A 20,937-nucleotide genomic window follows, 5' to 3' on the forward strand; every position below is an offset into this window, starting at 1 on the left:
ATCTATAACTCATTTTCGTAAAACCATAAATTTGTTAAATCTCTTTCGTCTAAACCATCTAATAAACTTTTAGTATAAATTTTAATAACATCCTGTAAATAATATTCTTTATTTTTTATATATAATTGAGTAGATAAAAGTTGTTGTAAATTTCTTTTTTCATCAGTGCCAAAATTGTCAATTCCTATTTCTACTACCAATTTGTCAACTAAAGGTCTAAAAGGTTCCATCAAATCACAAGATAAATTAAAAGGATTAAATTTGTTTCTGTGAAATAGCCCAATATTCGTTATATAACCATTGCTAACAACTTCTCTATTAAAAAGAGACAGCAAGATAGAGTAACCATAGTCCAAAGCCATATTTATAACATTTTCTTTATCATCTCTATTAAAATTAACTCCAAAAAGTGAATTAAAATATACTTTTGCAGCATGTCCCTCTCTGTTTGTTGCATCAAAATGTTCTACTTGAAACATATAATTTTCTAAAAGTTTATACTCCTTAAGATTAAAATACTTCAAAACTTCCATTTGTTTTCTTATCTTTTCTGATACTATTAGTGTCCAAAGACTTTCTTTGATTTCATCGTCCCAAAAGATTTGACTTTTTATTCTTTCACTTGAATCATAACCACCATAATAAGGAATTAATTCTGATTCAGGATTATGAGTTTCATCACAAAAAATAACTTTAATTTTATTTTTCATAAGTTCACTAAGTAAAGCAGAAGTTATAGAAACAGATGTGCTTTCTATAATAAGAACACCTATTTCTGAAATATTAACCTGTTTTAAACTTTCATTTTTTCTTATATTCATATTGTTATATCTTAAATCAAGCTTACATCTTTCCGTTATTACTATTGTTCTCCATCCTGCCATTATTCAAGCCTTTCTTTTTCAACAAATAGTCCTGTAACTGATTCATCAATTATTTCAACACCCAATTTTAATAATACATCTAAACTCTTTCCATGTAATTTCCCAAAACTGTTTACCAACCCAATTTTTCTTAAGTCACTTATTGTTTGTCTATTAAATAATTTCAATACTTCTGTTATCACTTGTGCTTTTTCATATAATTTTAATTTCAAAAACTTATCTTTAGATGTAACTATTTGTATTGATTTTTCACTATTCATATAATTTTCATAAAAACTTTTATTAAATGATTCACATAAAATATCAAAAATAATATTAAATTCTTTATGGTATCTAGAAATTGCTTCATCATAATCTTCATTCTTGCTACCATTAATTTTCTTTTTTTCAAAACTTATAATGTAATCTTCAATATCTTCAGAATTTTCACCTTTTTTCCTATTAACTTCTATTTTATCAGCATTCACTTTTAATAAATTTACAGCATTTTTTATCATTTTAAGGTTTACATCATCTAAATATAAAGAGTTAGCATTTTTCAATTCTAATTTGCCATCTGTAAATCCAGATATTCTGTAAGGGAATCCTTTTATCATAACTTTTTGTTTTAAATTAATTTTTCTTAAATATATAGGATTTTTATATTTCAATTCTTCTTCAAGATAATTTTCTACTTTTTCTGTAGATTTTATTTTATCTTTATCTACAATACATATTCTATCAAATCCATACTTTCTTTTTCCTTTATTATCTTCATAACTAAAAAGTATGAAATGAGCTGGATTTAGTGTTCCATAATATCCATATTTTCTTGCAATATCATAGCAAGGAATATTCTTATTTTTTAAACTTTTTGGAATATTAGCTACTATTCTTAATTTTTTATTACTAACATCTTTAAATTTCTTCTTTAAATTTGCATCAAAAAATCCATATCTTTTTCCTCGTTTTTCTCCTTTTCCCTCAACAAGCATTTCAGTAATATTTGCTGTCCTCTTATTTACAATATCTTTTACAGTATTTATTGTATTAATTTCTTTATTTTCTTTTGAAAATACCCATGCCACATTTTCATTTCTTATTACATCATAATTATATATTTTTTTAAAATTAGTACTCTCCTTAATTTCTTCTTTACCTCTATCCTTAATAAATTTCCAATAATCTTTTGTAAATTTAGTATCAAAAACATTTCCTACAACTATATTTAAATAGGCATCTTGAGCATGATGGGCATCATTTACTTCTCTTACCTTAATAATATCAAATTTTTCTCTAAAATCACTAACAAGATGTGCTTTTGTACATACAACATCAGCTATCTCTGTTTCAGTTGAAAAAATTAATTCAAAAAGTTTTTTTACTTCTAAAGTAGCTTGTCTTGTGGTAACTAACTGTCTAGCAATAAAATCAGCTAATTCATTATCAGTGAATTCTGTACTCCTATTTAATCTATTATATTTTTCAATACTTATAAATCCTTTTTCACGTAAAAATCTCCAAAAACTTTTCATATTATTTCTAATAGAAAAATCTAAATAGTCATGATTTAATTTATCTTCATTAATAGTTTTTTCAGTTAATACTATATTATCAAAACTATCATCTTTAGTTTTTGACTGAGGAATGATATGATCAATATCATAGGTGTTAGTTCTAAGTAATACATTTAAGTCTATATCTTTACCTGTATACATAGATTTTCCCATTTGCATAAAATACAAAAATAGTTTCTTTTGTCTTAACTCATTATTTTCGAAAGATTCAATATTTTCTTTTAAACTATCTAAATTATTTAAAAATTCATTATTTGGTTCTTTCATATCATCATATAATTTTTTTATTCGTGTTTTTCTACTTTCAGGAACTTTTCCTTTTTCACCTTCACCTCTTGCCATTTCAATAAATATTTTTTTTGGATTTTTACCTGTAATTTTCTTTATTTCCATAGCTATTTTATAAGTTTGAATAATCGAACGCTTAACTGATGGTGATACATATAAATCATCAACATATTCATTAATATTAAATTTTTCTAAACCACTATCAAGAACATTATCTTTTATTTTATCTAATAAATTAAACTTTTTAGACATAAATTCCATAAAATGAAAATTAGTTTGTCTTAAAGCATCAATAATACTTTCAAAAAATTCTCCATCAATCATATCTTTAAAAGAAATTTCTTTTAATAGTTTTTTAGAAAATCTTCCCCACTTATTAAATTTCATTTTATTAATCTTTTTTAATTCATCATCAGTTATAGAATTCTCAACATAATCTTTAAACTCTGTATTTTTAATAGCTTTTTCAAATAACTCTTTATCATCTCCATAATAACATTTAAACTCTATACATTTTTCTACGAAATTATATCCTTGTGTAGTATCTATTTTTTCTCCAATTATTTTTTTAAATTTAATATAACTATCTAATTTCGATTTAAACTCATCACCAAGTCCAGATATGTCTTTTTTTTCTACAAAAACTTGTTTCGTCTTTAAATAATTTATAAATTTTGTTATAGTAACTTTTGAAGTCGTTTTAAAAAGTTCATTTATAATTTGATTTTTTAAATCTAGACTTATTAACTCATTTTTTATTTTAATTTTATTTAATTCATTTAAAAGGTCAAACTCAGATAATAATAAAGAGTTTTTAGGAAGAACATTTTCCGATTTTAAATAAGTACATCTATTTGTCATTCTTTTAATGAATTCTCTAGCACTATATTCCTTATTTATTGCTTTTTCAAAGTTCCACGGTGTTATTTTCTCCATTTCAAATTCTTTATTAAATACTGTCCAAGAATATTTTCCTTTTAAAGGTCCAATGAAATATGGAATTCTAAACTCAAAAAGAGTTATAATTTTTTTACAAACATTTTCGTTAAGAAAAGGGTGATGTTTAGATTGATTGCTTAAAATTTTTTCTAACTCAACTTTATTAATTTGATATGGTATTACTACATTATCTTTTGTTTTTAACTTTGGAAATAATTTCTTTTCTTTAGCTTTATTTTTTATGCTTTCAAATACAACTTTATCACTTTTTTCCAAATCAATTTTTGAAGAAGAGTTCTTTTCAATTTTTATAATATAATTATAAGCTAGATTATTCAATTTATCTTGACTGGATAGATTAATATTTTTTCCATCATCTAAATGTGTTAAAACATAAGATACATAATTGTTTGGTTTTTTGTCATTTTGAAAAAAATCAAAATAATCCTTTTTACTTAGATATTTTTTAAATAGATTTTTTAATTTTCCCAAATCTTCACTATGTCCCATATATAATTCCAATTTAGCCTCAGAAATATATTGTTTTCCTTTTAATATATCACTTAAAATCATAAAGTCGTAAATTTTTTTACATATATCAAATAATAAAATATCTTCTCCAAGTTTTAAAACTTTATCTTCTCTTTCTTTTTCATAATCTGAAGATAAAGTAATGCTATCAGTAGAATTTTCATAATTAGAAAAAATATTTTTTAATTTAATTGACCCTCCAACACAACAGTATAACACTTGTTGTATAACTTCATTCCCTATTAGTGAAGAAAACTTTGTACCTTTGTCTTTTAATTTTTGCTTGCTACAAATTATTTCTTTTAACCTATCTCTTAAATTAGGATTAATTCCTTCTCCAAAATTTTCACTCAAATAAGTTGACAATTCATCAAATAATTCATTAAAATCTGTTATAGAGTTAAAATCTTGTCCTTCAAAAATAAAATGTCCTCTATACTTCATAATATTATGAATAGCAAGATAAACCAATCTTATATCAAATTTTTTATCTGTGAATTTTATTAAATCATTTCTTAAATGATAAATCGTTGGATAGTCCTTATAATAATTTTTATCAGTATAGTCTTTGTCATTAAAAATAGGAAATCTAAAATCAAAAGATTTATCTTCAGTATGCAAAGAACTCTCTTCTAATCTTCTAAAAAAAAGTATTATCAACTTTTGATATCTCATCTAAAAATAGTTCTTCCAAAAGTTTTAAACGTCTTTTTCTTCTATCAAGTCTTCTCCTACTATTTCTGTAAACTCTTCTATCTTTTGCTGTTTTTGCTTCGTCAAAAAGTCTACTTCCCCACATATCTTTTTTATTAAACCTTAATAGTTTATACTGTAAGTCAGTAACAGCCCAACCTACAGAGTTTGTTCCAATGTCAAATCCTAAATAATAATCATTAAATTCTTGTTTTCCCATTTTAACAACCTCCACAAAAAATTTTAGTCTTTATATTGACTTTTATAGAATATGTGTTATAATTTATATGTAGGAACTTAGTACCTATGTAGATTACATTACAAAGTTCAAATAAAAATTTATTCAAGCCGCTATTGCACCAGCGATGGCTAACCTAAGTCGTTTAGGTCAACTCACGAAAGTGAGTTTTTTTATTGCAAAAAATAACGCTTCAAGCTTAACCCCAAATAAACATCCCAAAAGAAAACCTTTTATTACAAGTCGATTAGCACAATACAATTAGATTATATAGCTATTAATGTTTTTTGTCAATGTTTATAATTTTACAAATCTATTTTAACCATAAAAAACAGAGTCAGATTGACCAACTCTGCTTGAAAACTTTTTATTTAATAATTAAATTCTAATAACCATAATTCTTTAATAGGGATATAGGAACGTAAAAGAAATATGGTGCAGTAAATATTGCCACATATAATGCTAATTTTTTCTTGTCTTTTTCATCAATTTCCATCTTGGCAAAACTATTTTTTAAATTGAAATAATAGATACAAATACCTGCTAATAAGATTGTAATTGTAACTATAATAAAAGCGTAAATATTTTCTAAAGGATTTGTCATAATATATTTAATTACATTATCACTAATCCATTTAAAAAATTTAACATTTTCTTCTAAACGTCCAACTAAACTTGTAAAAGCTAATAAAAAAACTGAACCAATAAAATCTGCTAAAAACCCAAATAAGAATACTCTTACAATCACTTCTTTATATCTTTGTAGAATATCATCAGTTTTTAGGAATTTTAATGCTAAACATATTACAATAGAATCAATTAAAAAATTTACCGGCATTACTATCAGCCAAGCCAAAGGAAATAAAAGCAAAAACCAAATTGGAAATACAACATTGTAAATTTTATTATTTTTCATAATTACCTCCTTTTAGTTGTTATTATCAACTTATAAAATAATTGTCAAAAATAAAAACTACAAAACACTACTTACAGTTTTAAGAATTTTCAAACAAAAAAGAGTTAGACTACTCTAACTCTCACAGATTTGAATTAAGTAGTCGGTTGGTCGGTGTATCCAACATCTCAGATACCTTATTACAGGTGTGGCAGGAACCCTTTCTGCCCTCAACTACTTCTTTACTTAACTATAGTATACCCAATTTTTTACTCTTTGTCAACCTTTTTTAATCTTCCACTAAATTTTCTGCTGTTTAATTTATAGTCATTTATGCTATACATGCTGACAATAAAAAATTTATCTTTAGTTTTATTAACTTTTAAAGCTAGTAAAACATTCTTTTTATAACATTTTACATATTCTAAAGCTAATTTATTTCCATTTCTATTAATCCCTACATAATCTGGATTTTCTATCATTTCTTTAACATTATCTACATATTTTAAAACATCATAATGCTTTCTTTTTTCAAGATGTCTTTTTAAACCATGCCTAGAATATTCTATTTCTGATAAGTCTGTTTCAAGACCTAATAATTTTTTAATACTATCCTTTACTATCATAGCTACACCTCTTGACTATATTTTAGCATAAAATCAGTATAAATCAAATATATTTTCATAAAAAAAGAGCTATCTTTACAGATAACTCTTTAGTATGTAAGCACACCCAAGGTCGCTTAACAAGAAATGTACGGTACCCTTGCAGTTAGCTCAAAGCAAGCAATCTTACGGCACATAGAGTATTTTACTTATGGCTGCTTCCGTCAAGACCTGACCAGATTCGTAAAGCTCTATTGCGTAAGGACCCACTCGTCAACACCACTTACAAAAGTCGGCTACACCCCTTGAAAATCTAACTTGGGAATTCAGCCCTGCTATAGCAGATTACAGGTTACAAGGTACTGCTAACACCCCACCTAGTGCATGGCGGAGAACGAGGGATTTGAACCCTCGAAACGCTTTTGACGTTTACACGATTTCCAATCGTGCTCCTTCGACCGCTCGGACAGCTCTCCACGACACCCATATATTATAATGTATTTTTATTATTTAGTCAATATAAATACAATTTATATTTTTTGAATCATAACCACATAAGGTGGATTGTTTTTTTGATTTTCAAATGTACATTTAAGTATAGTATATTCTTTTTGATTTAAATTTTGTAAAAATTTTGATATTTCTAAACTTTCAATCTGTCCAGCAGAATGTCCTATATAAAAAGTTATAAAAATTGCTCCTTTGGAATTTAATTTCTCTAACAATTTCTTCAAACTTTCTTCAACATCTTTTGCATTTGTAGTTATATATTTATCTCCTTTAGGTAAATAACCTAAATTATAGATTGCAAAATCAATATTTTCTTTTATATATTTATCAAAATTTTTATGATTTTCTAAAATCAATTCACAATTTGAATATTTTTCAAGCAAAATTTTTGAATTATCCAAAGCTTCTTGTTGAATATCAAAACAATAAAGTTTTTCTGGTTGTAATATCTCTAAAATGTTTTTAGAGTCAAATCCATTTCCAACTGTCATATCAATTGCGATTTTAACATCTTTAATATAATTTCTCATGAAAAATTCAATTAAAGTCTTAGTTTTATTTATTTTTACATTCACTGCAAGTTCTTCCTTGTTCTAAAATTTCATCAACATCGTAAGTATATAAATCATCTTCTAATTTAGTAACTCCTGAAATTCCTTCAAAAAACAATTTAGAATAAAATTTCTTTTTCCTCTTCATATAGACTTTATAAGCAATACATTTTATAAAAAATCTATTAAATTTTTCCATTCCTTCATCATATTTTATTTCTTCCAAATAATAATCTTCATCTCTAAAAGTAAGTTTTACATATCCGATTATATTTTCTTCCATAACTAAACTGAAATAAAATGTTGGAACAGATAAATCTATACTACCACCTATTCCATATTTGACATAAAGTTCTTCAAATTCTTCAGGAGTGGCATTTTTTAATCCTATCATTATAAACTCCTTAAATATTCAATCTCTTCTCTACTAAGTTCTCTGTAACTTCCTACTTTTAATTTTCCAAGTTTTATTTTACCAAAGGCAGTTCTCTCAAGAGAAATAACCTTATAGTCCAAAGTTTTAAACATTTTTCTTATCTGTCTATTTCTTCCCTCTTTTAGAAAAACTTTTACCATATTATTTTTAAAGTCAAAAATTTCGAATCTTGCTTCTCTTGTCAATTTCCCTTCAATCATTATCCCAGAAGATAATTTTTTTAAATCATTTTCTTTTAAAGCCTTATCAACCTTTACAATATATTCTTTTTCAACATTATGACTTGGATGTGTCAATTTAAAAGCTAAGTCCCCGTCATTTGTTAAAAGTAAAAGCCCAAAACTGTCCTTATCAAGTCTCCCTACGGGATAAATTCTCTCTTTAGAATCCATTAAATCCAAAACAATTTTTTCTTGAAATTGAGCTTTAGCTGTACTGGAATACCCAATAGGCTTATTTAAAAGATAATATTTTTTAGCTTCTTCTAATTTAATTTTTTTACCTTCAATTAAAATTTCATCATTTTCTAAAACGTCAATTCCCTTATTTGCAAGTTTTCCATTTATAAAAACTTTTCCCTGTTCTAAAAGTAAATCTGCATTTCTTCTTGAACAATAACCGGAATTTGCAATAAATTTATTTATTCTCATCTTCTATTTCCACAATATCTTCATCTTCAACTATTTTGTTTTTTTCTTCATCAGAAATAAATTTTTCAATATTAGGCAAGTCTTTTAGAGATTTTAAATTAAATTGATTTAAAAAGTTCAAAGTTGTCTTATAAATAATTGGCTTACCAATTCTATCAAGTCTTCCTGCTTCTTCAATGAAGTCCTTTGACATCAGAGTTTCAATAGAGCTGTTACATTTAACTCCTCTTATCTCTTCAATTTCTTGCCTTGTAATTGGTTGTTTATATGCAATTATAGCCAAAGTTTCCAAAGTTGAATTCGTTAAATGTTTCATTGTAACTTTTTCAAAAAGTTTTGAAATAATATCATGATATTCTTTTCTTGTCTTTATCTGATAATAATTAGAAATTTTTTGAATTACGAGTCCTCTTTTTTGAAATTCAAACTCCTCTACAAGTTCATCAGCCAAAACAGTAGCATCTTTTACTGGAATATCCAAAACTTTTGCAATATCATCAATTTTTAAAGGATCTCCATATACAAACAACAACTGTTCGATAACTTGTTTATATTCTCTACTATTCAACTTCTTCCCCCACTAAATTAAGTTTAATATTTTTATCTTTATCTTGAAAAATCTTGATAATATTATTTTTAACAAGCTCCAAAATAGATATAAATATTGTTATAAGCTCACTTTTTGTTCCATTATAAAAAATTAAATCTTCAAAATAAAGCTCTTTTTTTTCATAAATTTTGTCCTTTATCATTGAAACATATTTTTCAATAGGAAATAAATCTTTTTCTATGATTTTTTCAAAAGAATTTTCTTCATTTTTACTTTGATACTGGTTTATAATATTTTCCATTAAAGAAAGCAATACATTAACATCAGTATTTAAAATAATTTCCTTATCTTCAGTCATATATTCAGTAATATCAGACTGCATTTTTGAATATGCTTTACTTCCCTCTGCTTCCAGATTTTTAAAGTATTCTCCAACCTTTTTAAACTTTCTATATTCAATAAGTCTTTCAATCAATTGTTCTTTTGTAACAATTTCTTCTTCGTCTTCATCTGTATTTTTAGGAATTAAACTTCTTGATTTTATTTCAACTAAAGTACTAGACATTAGCAAAAAAGCTGATATATCAGTATCTTCACTATAAACAGAATTTTCAATTACTTCAAGATAATGTTTAGTTATTTTACTTATTTCAATATCATAAATATCAACCTTTTGTTTTGAAATTAAGTCAAGCAATAAATCCAAAGGACCCGAGTAAGCATCTAAATTAACTATTAACTGCATTACATCACCAACATATAAGCAATTTTAATTATAAATTGTCCAACAGTACTAGCAATAGGTGATAAAAATGTTCCAAAAGTTCTTGTCAATATTAATGCAAGCAGAATAAGAGTTGTATAATTTGAAAGTTTAAAATATTCATATTCTACTTCTCTCGATAAAAATGCACTTATAAAAATTGCTCCATCAAAAGGTGGCAAAGGTATCAATCCTATAATTCCAAATACTATACTGATAGAGAAGATATCTCTAAATAGTAAAAATAACATTTTGTTATCAGATCCAACAAGTATATATATAATTGCTGAAATTAAAGCTATTAGGAAGCACATAAAGGCATTTGATAAGGAGTAAATTATCTTACCCCAGAATCTGTTTTTAAAATTAGATACATTTACTTCTATAGGTTTTGCCCAACCGAATTTGAAAATTATAAAACAAATAAAGCCCACTATATCTATATGATTTGCAGGATTTAAGCTAGTTGCTCCATTTAATTTTGGTGTATTATCTCCTAGAGCTAAAGCGACTTTTGCCTGAAAAACTCTACAGGCTATAATTACAAACATTACTGCAATTCCAACAATTAAATTTTCCATTATAATGTTCATACTACCCCCTATTTATTTCATTTAAAATAGCTATTGCCGTTTTAAAATCTTTTATTTCTCCATTAAAATACATCTTTTTTAATTCATCAAAATGAATTTTAATAATACTTAAATTTTCATCCTCATCTTCTGGTAATTTTGAAGAAAATAAGTTATCAGCCCTGTAGACTACAACTTTTTCTGTACAAAATCCAACACTTGTATAACCTTCAAAAATTTTTTCTAAATTATTAGAACTAAAACCTATTTCTTCTTGCAATTCTCTAAGAGCGGTTTCTTCATAATTTTCTCCTATTTCAACAAGTCCGGCAGGAATTTCTAAAAAGTCCTCTTGAATTGGAAATCTGTATTGTTTAACTAAATATACATATCCTTTTTCGTCAATTGGAAAAATTGCAACTGCATCTTTATGCTCTACAATTTCTCTTTTTAAAATTTTATCATCTTTTTCAAAGTATTCAAGTTTTAAATTCAAAATTTTTCCGTCAAAAATTTCTTCTGATTTTACTTTTCTATACATCTTAATCTTTCCTTTTTTTCATTTGCAATTTCAATCATTTCTTTAGATTGTCTTATAGTTGTTTCATTAATATTTGCTCCACCTATAAGTCTTGAAATTTCCATAACTTTTTCATCATAATTTGCACATAAAACTTTTGATAAAGTTATATCTCCAACTGTTTCTTTGCTTATTATAAAATGCGTATCTGATAAAACAGAAATCTGTGGTAAATGAGAAATTACAAGAAGTTGATGATTTTTTGAAATTTCTGCAAGTTTTTCTCCAACAATTTGAGCAGTTACTCCACTTATACCCGTATCAATCTCATCAAAAACAAGAGTTGCTATCTTATCCCTATCGGATAAAACCTTTTTAAAACCTAACATAATTCTGCTAAGTTCCCCACCAGATGCAATTTTATATATTTCTTGAAGTTCTTCGCCTTTATTTGTTGAAATTAAAAAAGTAACTTCATCAAAACCAATGTTTGTAATTTTATTATTTGTCTTTATATCTATTTTAAAGATTGAATTTTTTAAATCTAAATCCAAAAGTTCTTTTTCAATTAATTTTTCAATTCTCTTTGCTACTTCTTTTCTAGAATTTGAAATTTCTATACCAAGTTTCTTATATTCTTCACTTAAATTTTTAAGCTTATTGTTTTCTTCAAATAACAAATCTTTTGAATGTTCAAGTAAATACAAATCTTCCTCTAATGAATTTTTATATTTTACAAGTCCCTTTTTATCTGTCCTATGTTTCCTTTTCAAGTCATTCAAAAGATTAAATTTTTCCTGTAGAATCATTAAACTTTCTTCGTCAATATAAACACTTGAGTAATAATCTTGAATTTTTGTATAAATTTCTTTTAATCCAAAAGAAATATTTTCAAAATCTTCACTAAATTTTACATTTTTATCATTTTCTTCCAATATAACAAGATTTCTATTTATTTCATTCAAGATGGAAAAGGCATTTACTTCTGAATTTTCTCCATCAAAAAGCTCAACTAAATTTCCACAGCAAACTAAAATAGTTTGACTATTATTAAATTTATCAATTTCATTTTCAATAAATTCTTCATCCAAAGTTTCAAGTTCCAAACTATTTAGTTCTTCAATTTCTGATTTTATTTCCTCAACATTTTCATCAAAATTATTTACTCTATTCTTTAGCTTCTTTAAGTCGGAACTTGTCTTTTTTATTTTGCAATATAATGTTTCTAATTCTTTTAATTTTTTTCTAAACTCATCATCGCAAAAACTATCTAAAATTTCAACAAAATCAGCTCTATTAAACAATGTATAACTATCATGTTGCCCACATACATTTAAAATATTTAACATAATATCAGATAGAATAGAATTATTCACAGTTCTATTATTTATCTTTGAAACTGATCTTCCGTTTTTGCTTATAGTTCTTGAAATAACTAGCATATTATCTTCAATTTCTATATCTAAACCTAGCAATTCAAACTTATTTCTTAAAATTTCTTCATCATATCGAGAAAGAAAAAATACTCCTTCAACATAAGCAGTATCACTACGTTTCCCAATAGATGAAGTATTAGCTCTTCCACCACAAAGCAAAGAAATAGCACCGATAATTATAGATTTACCAGTTCCTGTTTCTCCTGTTAAAACATTAAGTCCTTCAGTAAAGGAAATTTTTATTTCATCAACAATTGCTAAATTTCTTATATATAATTCAGATAACATAAAATCCCTACCTTACAAGTTTCCTTATATCTTCGACTACGGAATCTAAAAAAGCTTTATCATCAATAGCTATAAAGATAGTATCATTTCCAGTTACGATTCCACTTACCATTTTTAACTTGGCACTTTCTAGATATGAGCCACAAATACTTGCAGTATGTGGAATAGTCTTTATAAGTATCATATCTTCATTATGCTTTATAGATAAAATTGCAAGTTTACAAATCTTATTCAATCTTTCATCTAAAGAATCATAGAGTGAATCAACGACCTTATACTTATATTCTCCATTTTTCGTTTGTACCTTTAAAATTTTTAATTCTTTTATATCTCTTGAAACTGTAGCTTGTGTGGAACGAATTCCCTTTTTTTCCAAGCAGTCTGAAAGTTCCTCTTGTGTTTTTATTTCATTATTTTCTATTAAATCTAAAATAATTCTCTGTCTTGTATATTTTTTCATAAAACCTCTTAAAAAATCCCTTTTATAAGTGCTAATTTTTCTTTATTTCCATCTCCACCAAGTATTGGAGAATCAATTATGGAAATTACTTCAAGTTTATTTCCAAGTGCATAGAGTCTGACTTTTTCAATTACATTTTCTATAACTTTTTCAGACTTAACTACACCCTTTTTATTTAAACTCTTTCCTTCACATTCAAATTGTGGTTTTATTAGTGCCACAATTATACTGTCCTCTTTTAAAAATTTATACAAATTTTCAAAAATATATTTTAAAGAAATAAAAGAAACGTCAATAGAAATAAAATCAACCTTCTCTCCTATAACTTCAAAATCTAAATATCGAAAATTTGTATTTTCCAAACTTACTAATCTATCGTCATTCAACAAACTCTTTGCAAGTTGATTAGTACCAACATCGATAGCATATACTTTTTTTGTATTTTCATTTAGCATAATTTGAGTAAATCCACCAGTTGATGCTCCAATATCCATACAAACTAGATTTTTCAAATCAAGCTTAAAATTTTTAATTGCAGAGTCTAACTTTATGGCTCCTCTTCCCACATAACTATCCTCAAAAGTTGAATTTATAGTTATTAATTCAGGTTTTTCAATCATCATTGAAACTTTTTCTATAATTTTTCCATCATAAAAAGCTCTTTTTTCTGCAATAATCCTCTTTGCATGAGTTCTTGACTTTACGAGTCCCAAATTGACTAAACAAATATCTGCTCTTTCCATTAGTAAGTCCTTTTTGCCATATAATCAATGAAATTTACAAAAAACTCTTTTCTTCCTGAAATTTTATTAATTTCTTGCAATGAAATTTTATTTAATTCTGCAATTTTCTTTTCAACCTCACTCTTTCCTAAAACAGTTGCAAAAGTTTTTTTATTTAAATTAATATCCTCATCATAGTCGAATAAATCATCTTGCAGTTGGAAAACTAAACCTAGGTTTTTAGCGTAAATCTCCAAATGTGCTAAGTCATTATCATTTGCTCCACCCAGTTTTGCTCCCGATAAAATTGCAGCTTTAAAAAGTTCTCCTGTCTTTAGAGAATTAATCTTTTCAATATCAGTTAAATTTTCTACATTATTTTCAAGATCTAAAAATTGACCATAAATCATTCCATTGATTCCACTTGAATTTAAAATTATTTCACTTGCAGAAATCGCAAGCTTTATTTCATCAAAATTTTCAAGATTTTTCATAGCTTTAATCATAATTAAATTTGCATTATTTAAAAGCTCATCTCCAACTAAAACAGCATTTGATTGTCCATATTTGCCATAAACGGATAATACCCCTCTTCTAAATTTATCATCATCCATTTCCGGTAAATCATCATGAACTAGAGAATAGTTATGAATAAGCTCTAAAGCAATCGAAAAATCTATAGCTATATCTGAAATATCTCTATAAATTTTAAAAGCTTCTAAAAGCAAAATTGCTCTTATTCTCTTTCCACCAACAGAAAAAGAATAAGCACACATTTTTTCAAACTTATTATTATCCGTATAGACTTTACTTAATCTTTGTTCTATTATGCTTTTATCATTATGAATTAATTTTATAAAATCTTCCATTATAGCTCTAAACTCACTTGTCCATCTTCTAAAGTTTTCTCTACAAATTTTTCTTCTTCATCTTGAGCCTTTTCGTCAAATAAGAATAATCTACCTTCTTCTTTTTCCAGAATATCAACCAACTCTTTATGAAGTTTCATTCCCTTTTTATACAGTTCAATACTTTTTTCAAGACTTAATTGCTCTTTTTCTAAAGTATTTACAATTTTAATAAGTTCTTCTATTCCCTTATCATAATTTTCTAACTTAATTGCCATCTATAATCTCCTTAACATCGGAAATAATCTCTCCATTAGAAACTCTAAGTTTCAAAGAATCCCCTACATTTACACTTTTAATATCCTTAACGATTTCATTCTTATCATTATAAACAATACTATACCCTCTGTCTAAAATACTATTCGGGTTTATAATTTCTAAAGATTGTCTTTTAAAATCAAGTAATTGTTTGTTATATTTAAAAATTGAAACTATCTTTTCATCTAAAGATTTTTTCAAATTCTCAAGATTTTCTTTCAATGTAGTTATTCTATTAACTGGATTGTAATATTCCAATTCTTTTTTAAAATGTTCAAGCTGAACTTTTTCAGCAGAAATTTCTTCTAAAATGTTTTTATTAAGTTTTTTCTCAGCTTGATTTAAAAATTCTTTTATCTCATCCGTACTTACAGATGAAAGCTCTGCCCCTGCTGTAGGAGTCGCTGCTCTCTTATCTGCAACATAATCTGTTAGCATTGTATCTATCTCATGACCAACTGCTGATATAATAGGTTTTCTACAATTAAAAATGGTTCTAATGAGATTTTCATCATTAAACGCATTCAAATCTTCAAAAGAACCTCCACCTCTACCGACAATTATTGTGTCAATAAAATCAAGTGAATCTAAATATTTAACACCTTCAGCTATTTCTTCACTAGCACCAATTCCTTGAACTTTTGCAGGATAAAAATAGATATTTGCAATTCTAAATCTTCTTCGTAGAGTATTTAGAATATCACGAATTGCAGCACCATTTTTAGCTGTAACAACTCCAATATTCTTCGGAAATCTTGGAATTGGTTTTTTAAATTCAGAATTAAAGAGGCCTTCCTTTGAAAGTTTTTCTTTTAGAGCTAAAAATTGCTCATATAAATTTCCACGACCGACCTCTTCAACATTTTTACATAAAATCTGATAGTAGCTTCCTTTTTCATATGTCATAACAGTTCCCGTTACGACAACCTTTTGTCCGTCAGTTAGATTCAAACTTTGTGCAATTGGAATAGTTTTAAAAACTACACATTTAAGCATAGCTTCATCATCTTTAATACTAAAGTAACTATGTCCACCCGATTTTTTAAAATTAGATACTTCGCCTTCAACACTTATGTTAGATAAAAAAGAATCTCTCCTAAGTACATTCGAAATATACTTACTAACTTCTTTAACCTTAAATGTTGTCATCAAAATTCTCCTATTTTAGAATATCATTAAAAGAATTCCACCAATAGCAAATATACTTACTGCAGGAACTATACTTTCTTTTAATGCTTTTAAAGATGTTTTAGGGATAGCTATAAATGCCATTAAAGTACAAACCACAGGAACATAGAATGTAAGAATCAAATAAGCATTTCTCCAAGGAAGAAAGTTTAAGTTCATTGTATTTTTAAAAAACAAAAATATTCCTATACAAATCGCACAGAAAACTGGATAAACTAACCATCTAGTTTTTCCTTCAGTTCCAACTAAATAAGTTGATACAGCTATACCTGAAAAAACAATACCAACAAATATAATTAACAATAAAGTATTAAGCAATCCCATAACTACCTCCCAAAATCAATTATTATTTTTTTGATCTAACGATAGTTCCCAAAATACCATTTATAAATTTATATGAAGCATCAGTAGAATATTTATTTGCAATTTCTATGGCTTCATTTATTGCAACACTTTCAGGAATATCGTCCAAGTAATAAATTTCATTTACTGCAACTCTAAGAATTGCCAAATCAATTTTAGCTATTCTATTGTAGTTCCAGCAACCTTCTAAATTTTCTTTTATAATATTATCAATGTCATCAAGATTATCAATTATAGATTTGCAATTTTTCCTAATGTATTTAACTTCACTACTAGGTAAATCAAAATATTCTATAAAACTTTCTATCTCATCACATTTAAAATTGTTCTGTATACTTAGTTGATAAATCAACTTCATACACCATTCTCGTGCTTCACTTCTAGTCATATAAGCACTCTACTTTTCAATAGATTCAATACAAATATTCACACCTAAAACTTTAATACTTGTCATAACTTCTACTTTTAACTTTATATTTTCTTGAATTTTTTTAACAATTTCTTCAAATTTTTGTCCATACTCAATAGAAACTTTGACACTAATTTGAATTCCTTTTTCTAAAAATTCTATTTCTATTCCTTTCTTAGAATTTTTTGCATTAATTTTTTCAATGTCAGCAGGAACTCCAACGATAGATTTTACCCCTTCAACTTCAATAGCTGCCATAGCAGCAATCATATAAAAAATATCGTTTGATATCTTAACACTGCCATTTTCGAATTTATTTTTATTCATAATTAATACACCTCCACTTACTATGTATTATAACAAAATTTGTAAATTTATTCAATTAAAATTAAATATTTATACAATAAATTTTTATAAATAAATTTTCGACGATGTTAAAGAAGTAAAAAATCTATTAAGATATATTATTTACTTCTGATTTTAAGTTAAAGCAATTTTTAGTATTCACTATTTTAATAAAAGGATACATAAAAAATCAACATATAAGTTACATCAGTTAGCACAATATAAATATTTGTAATATAGTGAAGTTTCTATTGAAATTTTAAATTATAACAATACTTTAAACTCTTGAATTAAAAATAAAAATATGATAAAATTTCTGTAATTGTGTAATCATTAGGCTATGTTTGATTATATAATTTTTAATATGTAGATAAGGAGGTGAAAATGTGGAAAATTATGATAATGCAAAAAAATCATATGGGCTTAAATTATCTTTAAAAATAATTGCAATAATGTGTTTCTTATTATTTAACGGATTTTTGTTCACTTTTACTAAATTTTTTCTAAAGAATACAGATAAAATTTCAAAAAATGGAAACTATAATATGGCATTACTTATTCTTATAGTAGGTGATATATTTCTAATCCTATTTGCATATGTATTACCATACTATTTGTTTAAGATGTATCCTAAATTATTTTATTTTGACGATGGTGTTATTATCGGAAAAAATGGAGATGATAAAATTCTTTATAAAGATTTAGATTATTTCTTTATTCCAAATCCCTTAAATCCTATAGAAATTTTAGCAATATGGTATAAGAGAAATGATAAATGGAAGTCCTTATCTGGAAACGGGTATCCTAGACCAGCTTTTCGACCATGGCAAGATGATTTTGTTAATGTGAATTATCCTATTTATATGCAAAAAATATTAGGCGGAGAAACTGTTGAATTTATATACCATGATCCAAAAAATAACAAGTTTAATTTAAAATCAGTTAGAAAAATTTTAGAACAAAGTTCTAAAATTGAAATAACAAAAGACTATTTTAAAGTAGATGGTAAAGCTTATAAGTGGAATGAATATGATATCATAGCTAAAATTGGTAATGTAGTTGTAAAAAACAGCCAAGGAAAAGCTGTATTTAAATTGCCACAAAAAGCTTATATTCACAAAGTAAATTTATTGGAATCAATTGTTTTTGCTTTAAATAGTGGAATAGAAGGAAATAAGTAACAAAATTTAAAGCCTTCAACGATACTTTACATCGTGGAAGGCTTGCCTTTTTATCTTACATATTTTTTCATAGTATATTTTTTATTTTTAACATCAAATACTTCTATATAAGGCACTCCTTCAATATAATGCCAACATTCAATATATGCAGGTTCAATTTCCAATAAACGTTCACTTTCTAAAAGTGAATAATTTTGGTATGAACTTGGATATTTTTCTTTAAATATTTCACAAAATGTTTTGTTTTCAATAGGTCTCCCAACATCACAACATATCCCATTAATCTGAATGTTATCAATACACAGAGATACATTAGGATTTGCAATTATCTGATTATATTTTTTAAAATTTTTATCTGTTTGAAAATAAAATTTTTCATCAATCACAATTATACTCATCATTCTTGATGTTACGAAGTCATCTTTTGATGTTGATAACACCATAAATTTACTTATTCCGATTTTTTCAAAAAATTCAAAATATTTTTCTTTAAACACCATGTTCTCCTTTCAATTATTTCGTATAATAATATATAGCAAGTTGAGTTCTATCTCTAAGTTCTAATTTTTCTAAAATTCCTGAAATATAATTTCTTACAGTTCCCTCACTCAAAAATAATTTTTCAGAGATTTCTTTGTTAGATAATCCCTTAGCAATTTGTTCTAAAATTTCAACTTCTTTTTGTGTTAGAAGATCAAAATCTTTTTTTGTAGTACTAAAAAGACTATGTAAATTCAATTCATTATCTAAAATTTTATTTCCAAGACTCACACTTTCGATTGCAGGAATTAGTGATGCGACATTGTCCTTTAAAATAACTCCCAAAACGCCCCTATCCAATGCTCTCATTATATCATCTCTATCATTAAAAGTAGTAAGTAACATTATTTTGGCATCTTTGTCAAAATCTAAAATCTCAATTGCAACATCAACTCCATTTACTTCTTTCATCCTAATATCTAAAATTACTACATCAATTTCATTTTCTTTATAAGTTTCAATTGCTTTTTTAGAATCAGTAGTTGCCAATACAATCTCATAACCACTTTTGCTCAAAATTGTACTTAAAGCATTTAATACTAGTAAATCATCATCAACCATTAAGATTTTCATTATTTTCTCCCTTATCTATTGCAATATTTATTTTAAATCCATCATCAGTAATAACATTGAAAAGTCCATGATATTTTCTAGCAATTTCTTCCATTGATAAAACACCAAGACCTTCAGATTTATCAAATTTAATATTTTTTCCATTATCAAAAATCGTAATAATAAATGAACTTTCATTTTCTATTATTCTTACAGTAAAACTATCTCCATTTGAATGTTTAATAAAATTAGAAAATGCTTCTTTAACAATACTTACAATATCAAAACTTAAATTTTCATTTATCTTACTTTTCACTCTATATATAAACTTTGTATTTATATTTGGAAAAGTAATTATCTTTTCTATAGAGTTCTCCAAGTCAAAAGAAGATTTGTACATATTATGAATTATCTTTCTTATATCTACCAATCCTCCGGATAGATTTTCCCTTACTCTTATAAGCGACTCTTTTACTTCTTCGTCCTGACAAATATACTCCAATGCTCTAAGTTCCAAAACAGAAGCTGAAATTGTATGCCCTATTGAATTATGTAATTCCTTTGAAATTTTTTCTCTTTCTTTTAATATGCTCTCATAATTCTTTTTTTCCTCTTCAAGATACATACTTTTCAAATCTTTTTGCAATTTATAATTTGTCTTATAAAAATTCAAAAACTCTCTATGATAAAAAACTTTTCTTTCATAAAGCTCCCTATCGTATTGCGATAGACAGACAATAAGCAAAGACAATGTGAAATAGTCAATTTCTCTTGTAATTAAAAATACAAAGAATATTGGAATATTGTATATTGATTTGCTGTAAATTGCATAAATAAATGAAAAACTGAAAAATCTAAATTCTGGAAAAAAATAAATTATAATCAAAAATATTATTGATAAAGCAAAACTATAATAAATATTTTCTTTAATTTCTACAATAAGTACAAAAATTAACGAAATCATGCTAAAAATTGCAACATTAAGAAAATTTTGATTCCCCGAAAATAAAAACAAAAAATTTAATAAAAAATATTTTAAAAATACCATAAAATCTCCATATAATTTTTTAAAAAATAAATTTATATATTTATTTTTATTCTAATTA

At 25.7% G+C, this 20,937-nt stretch carries 25 protein-coding genes, 1 tRNA gene and 1 other RNA gene; 1 reads left to right on the forward strand and 26 read right to left on the reverse strand.

From position 1 onward, the window contains the following. Positions 1–2 precede the first annotated feature (2 nt). The 23 genes from cas1 to VJI95_RS02350 form a co-directional block, all read right to left on the reverse strand. A complete protein-coding gene (gene cas1 / locus VJI95_RS02240; RefSeq protein WP_324010081.1) occupies positions 3–884 on the reverse strand; it encodes a type II CRISPR-associated endonuclease Cas1 in 882 nt (293 codons plus the stop codon). Further along, entirely contained in the window at positions 884–4,858 is a 3,975-nt protein-coding gene (gene cas9, locus VJI95_RS02245) for a type II CRISPR RNA-guided endonuclease Cas9 (RefSeq protein WP_324010082.1), read from the reverse strand. Before cas9 (VJI95_RS02245) ends, cas1 begins: the two co-directional genes overlap by 1 nt. After that, entirely contained in the window at positions 4,839–5,111 is a 273-nt protein-coding gene (gene cas9, locus VJI95_RS02250; RefSeq protein WP_324010083.1) for a type II CRISPR RNA-guided endonuclease Cas9, read from the reverse strand. Before cas9 (VJI95_RS02250) ends, cas9 (VJI95_RS02245) begins: the two co-directional genes overlap by 20 nt. 403 nt (positions 5,112–5,514) lie before the next feature. Continuing rightward, positions 5,515–6,045 carry a hypothetical protein gene (locus tag VJI95_RS02255; protein WP_324010084.1) on the reverse strand — a complete coding sequence of 177 codons (531 nt, stop codon included), beginning with the start codon at positions 6,043–6,045 and terminating at the stop codon, positions 5,515–5,517. A gap of 248 nt (positions 6,046–6,293) precedes the next feature. Beyond that, positions 6,294–6,650, reverse strand: a complete 357-nt coding sequence (locus tag VJI95_RS02260; RefSeq protein WP_324010085.1) for a PBECR3 domain-containing polyvalent protein — start codon at positions 6,648–6,650, stop codon at positions 6,294–6,296. A 98-nt stretch (positions 6,651–6,748) separates the two neighbouring features. Next, an RNA gene (gene ffs / locus VJI95_RS02265) (signal recognition particle sRNA large type) lies at positions 6,749–7,015 on the reverse strand. Beyond that, positions 7,015–7,105, reverse strand: a tRNA-Ser gene (locus tag VJI95_RS02270). Before VJI95_RS02270 ends, ffs begins: the two co-directional genes overlap by 1 nt. Positions 7,106–7,159: 54 nt before the next feature. Continuing rightward, positions 7,160–7,714, reverse strand: a complete 555-nt coding sequence (locus VJI95_RS02275) for a tRNA (mnm(5)s(2)U34)-methyltransferase (protein WP_324010086.1) — start codon at positions 7,712–7,714, stop codon at positions 7,160–7,162. After that, positions 7,695–8,084, reverse strand: coding sequence for a hypothetical protein (locus tag VJI95_RS02280; protein WP_323998807.1), 390 nt, complete (start codon positions 8,082–8,084; stop codon positions 7,695–7,697). The genes VJI95_RS02275 and VJI95_RS02280 overlap by 20 nt, the downstream gene beginning before the upstream one ends. After that, positions 8,084–8,776, reverse strand: a complete 693-nt coding sequence (locus VJI95_RS02285; RefSeq protein ID WP_324010087.1) for a pseudouridine synthase — start codon at positions 8,774–8,776, stop codon at positions 8,084–8,086. The genes VJI95_RS02280 and VJI95_RS02285 overlap by 1 nt, the downstream gene beginning before the upstream one ends. Then, positions 8,763–9,344 (reverse strand): SMC-Scp complex subunit ScpB, encoded by a 582-nt coding sequence (gene scpB / locus VJI95_RS02290; RefSeq protein ID WP_324010088.1) that lies wholly within the window; start codon positions 9,342–9,344, stop codon positions 8,763–8,765. Before scpB ends, VJI95_RS02285 begins: the two co-directional genes overlap by 14 nt. Further along, positions 9,337–10,071: a segregation and condensation protein A gene (locus VJI95_RS02295; RefSeq protein WP_324010089.1), complete on the reverse strand. Its 735-nt coding sequence runs from the start codon at positions 10,069–10,071 to the stop codon at positions 9,337–9,339. The genes scpB and VJI95_RS02295 overlap by 8 nt, the downstream gene beginning before the upstream one ends. Beyond that, entirely contained in the window at positions 10,071–10,682 is a 612-nt protein-coding gene (locus VJI95_RS02300; protein WP_324010090.1) for a site-2 protease family protein, read from the reverse strand. Before VJI95_RS02300 ends, VJI95_RS02295 begins: the two co-directional genes overlap by 1 nt. A 1-nt stretch (position 10,683) precedes the next feature. Beyond that, entirely contained in the window at positions 10,684–11,202 is a 519-nt protein-coding gene (locus tag VJI95_RS02305) for an NUDIX hydrolase (RefSeq protein WP_324010091.1), read from the reverse strand. Then, positions 11,187–12,905 carry a DNA repair protein RecN gene (gene recN / locus VJI95_RS02310; protein ID WP_324010092.1) on the reverse strand — a complete coding sequence of 573 codons (1,719 nt, stop codon included), beginning with the start codon at positions 12,903–12,905 and terminating at the stop codon, positions 11,187–11,189. The genes VJI95_RS02305 and recN overlap by 16 nt, the downstream gene beginning before the upstream one ends. Positions 12,906–12,912: 7 nt before the next feature. Then, entirely contained in the window at positions 12,913–13,365 is a 453-nt protein-coding gene (locus tag VJI95_RS02315) for an arginine repressor (RefSeq protein WP_323998814.1), read from the reverse strand. A gap of 8 nt (positions 13,366–13,373) precedes the next feature. Beyond that, on the reverse strand, positions 13,374–14,108 hold the full coding sequence (locus tag VJI95_RS02320; RefSeq protein ID WP_324010093.1) for a TlyA family RNA methyltransferase: 735 nt from the start codon (positions 14,106–14,108) through the stop codon (positions 13,374–13,376). Beyond that, positions 14,108–14,956 (reverse strand): polyprenyl synthetase family protein, encoded by an 849-nt coding sequence (locus tag VJI95_RS02325; protein WP_324010094.1) that lies wholly within the window; start codon positions 14,954–14,956, stop codon positions 14,108–14,110. The genes VJI95_RS02320 and VJI95_RS02325 overlap by 1 nt, the downstream gene beginning before the upstream one ends. Then, the gene (gene xseB / locus VJI95_RS02330) at positions 14,956–15,213 is read right to left on the reverse strand and encodes an exodeoxyribonuclease VII small subunit (protein ID WP_029949726.1); all 258 of its coding nucleotides are present in this window, start codon (positions 15,211–15,213) and stop codon (positions 14,956–14,958) included. Before xseB ends, VJI95_RS02325 begins: the two co-directional genes overlap by 1 nt. Next, on the reverse strand, positions 15,203–16,402 hold the full coding sequence (gene xseA / locus VJI95_RS02335) for an exodeoxyribonuclease VII large subunit (RefSeq protein ID WP_324010095.1): 1,200 nt from the start codon (positions 16,400–16,402) through the stop codon (positions 15,203–15,205). Before xseA ends, xseB begins: the two co-directional genes overlap by 11 nt. 15 nt (positions 16,403–16,417) lie before the next feature. Continuing rightward, positions 16,418–16,765, reverse strand: a complete 348-nt coding sequence (locus VJI95_RS02340) for a hypothetical protein (protein ID WP_324010096.1) — start codon at positions 16,763–16,765, stop codon at positions 16,418–16,420. Positions 16,766–16,787: 22 nt separating this feature from the next. Further along, complete coding sequence (gene nusB / locus VJI95_RS02345) at positions 16,788–17,192, reverse strand: transcription antitermination factor NusB (protein ID WP_324010097.1); 405 nt, start codon at positions 17,190–17,192, stop codon at positions 16,788–16,790. A 9-nt stretch (positions 17,193–17,201) separates the two neighbouring features. After that, positions 17,202–17,540, reverse strand: a complete 339-nt coding sequence (locus tag VJI95_RS02350) for an Asp23/Gls24 family envelope stress response protein (protein ID WP_323998820.1) — start codon at positions 17,538–17,540, stop codon at positions 17,202–17,204. 404 nt (positions 17,541–17,944) lie between these two features. Between VJI95_RS02350 and VJI95_RS02355 the strand changes: the two genes are divergently transcribed. Next, a complete protein-coding gene (locus VJI95_RS02355) occupies positions 17,945–18,739 on the forward strand; it encodes a hypothetical protein (RefSeq protein ID WP_324010098.1) in 795 nt (264 codons plus the stop codon). Between the two features lie 50 nt (positions 18,740–18,789). On the opposite strand, the gene VJI95_RS02360 is transcribed toward VJI95_RS02355, so the two are convergent. From VJI95_RS02360 to VJI95_RS02370, 3 genes are read right to left on the reverse strand one after another with little or no spacing between them, the layout of a single operon-like run. Beyond that, entirely contained in the window at positions 18,790–19,239 is a 450-nt protein-coding gene (locus VJI95_RS02360) for a pyridoxamine 5'-phosphate oxidase family protein (RefSeq protein WP_324010099.1), read from the reverse strand. Positions 19,240–19,252: 13 nt separating this feature from the next. Then, on the reverse strand, positions 19,253–19,852 hold the full coding sequence (locus tag VJI95_RS02365; RefSeq protein ID WP_324010100.1) for a response regulator transcription factor: 600 nt from the start codon (positions 19,850–19,852) through the stop codon (positions 19,253–19,255). Next, positions 19,833–20,879, reverse strand: coding sequence for a sensor histidine kinase (locus VJI95_RS02370; protein WP_323998824.1), 1,047 nt, complete (start codon positions 20,877–20,879; stop codon positions 19,833–19,835). The genes VJI95_RS02365 and VJI95_RS02370 overlap by 20 nt, the downstream gene beginning before the upstream one ends. Positions 20,880–20,937: the final 58 nt, after the last annotated feature.

This window comes from Parvimonas sp. C2, from assembly GCF_035282405.1.
In the GTDB taxonomy this organism is placed as follows: domain Bacteria; phylum Bacillota; class Clostridia; order Tissierellales; family Peptoniphilaceae; genus Parvimonas.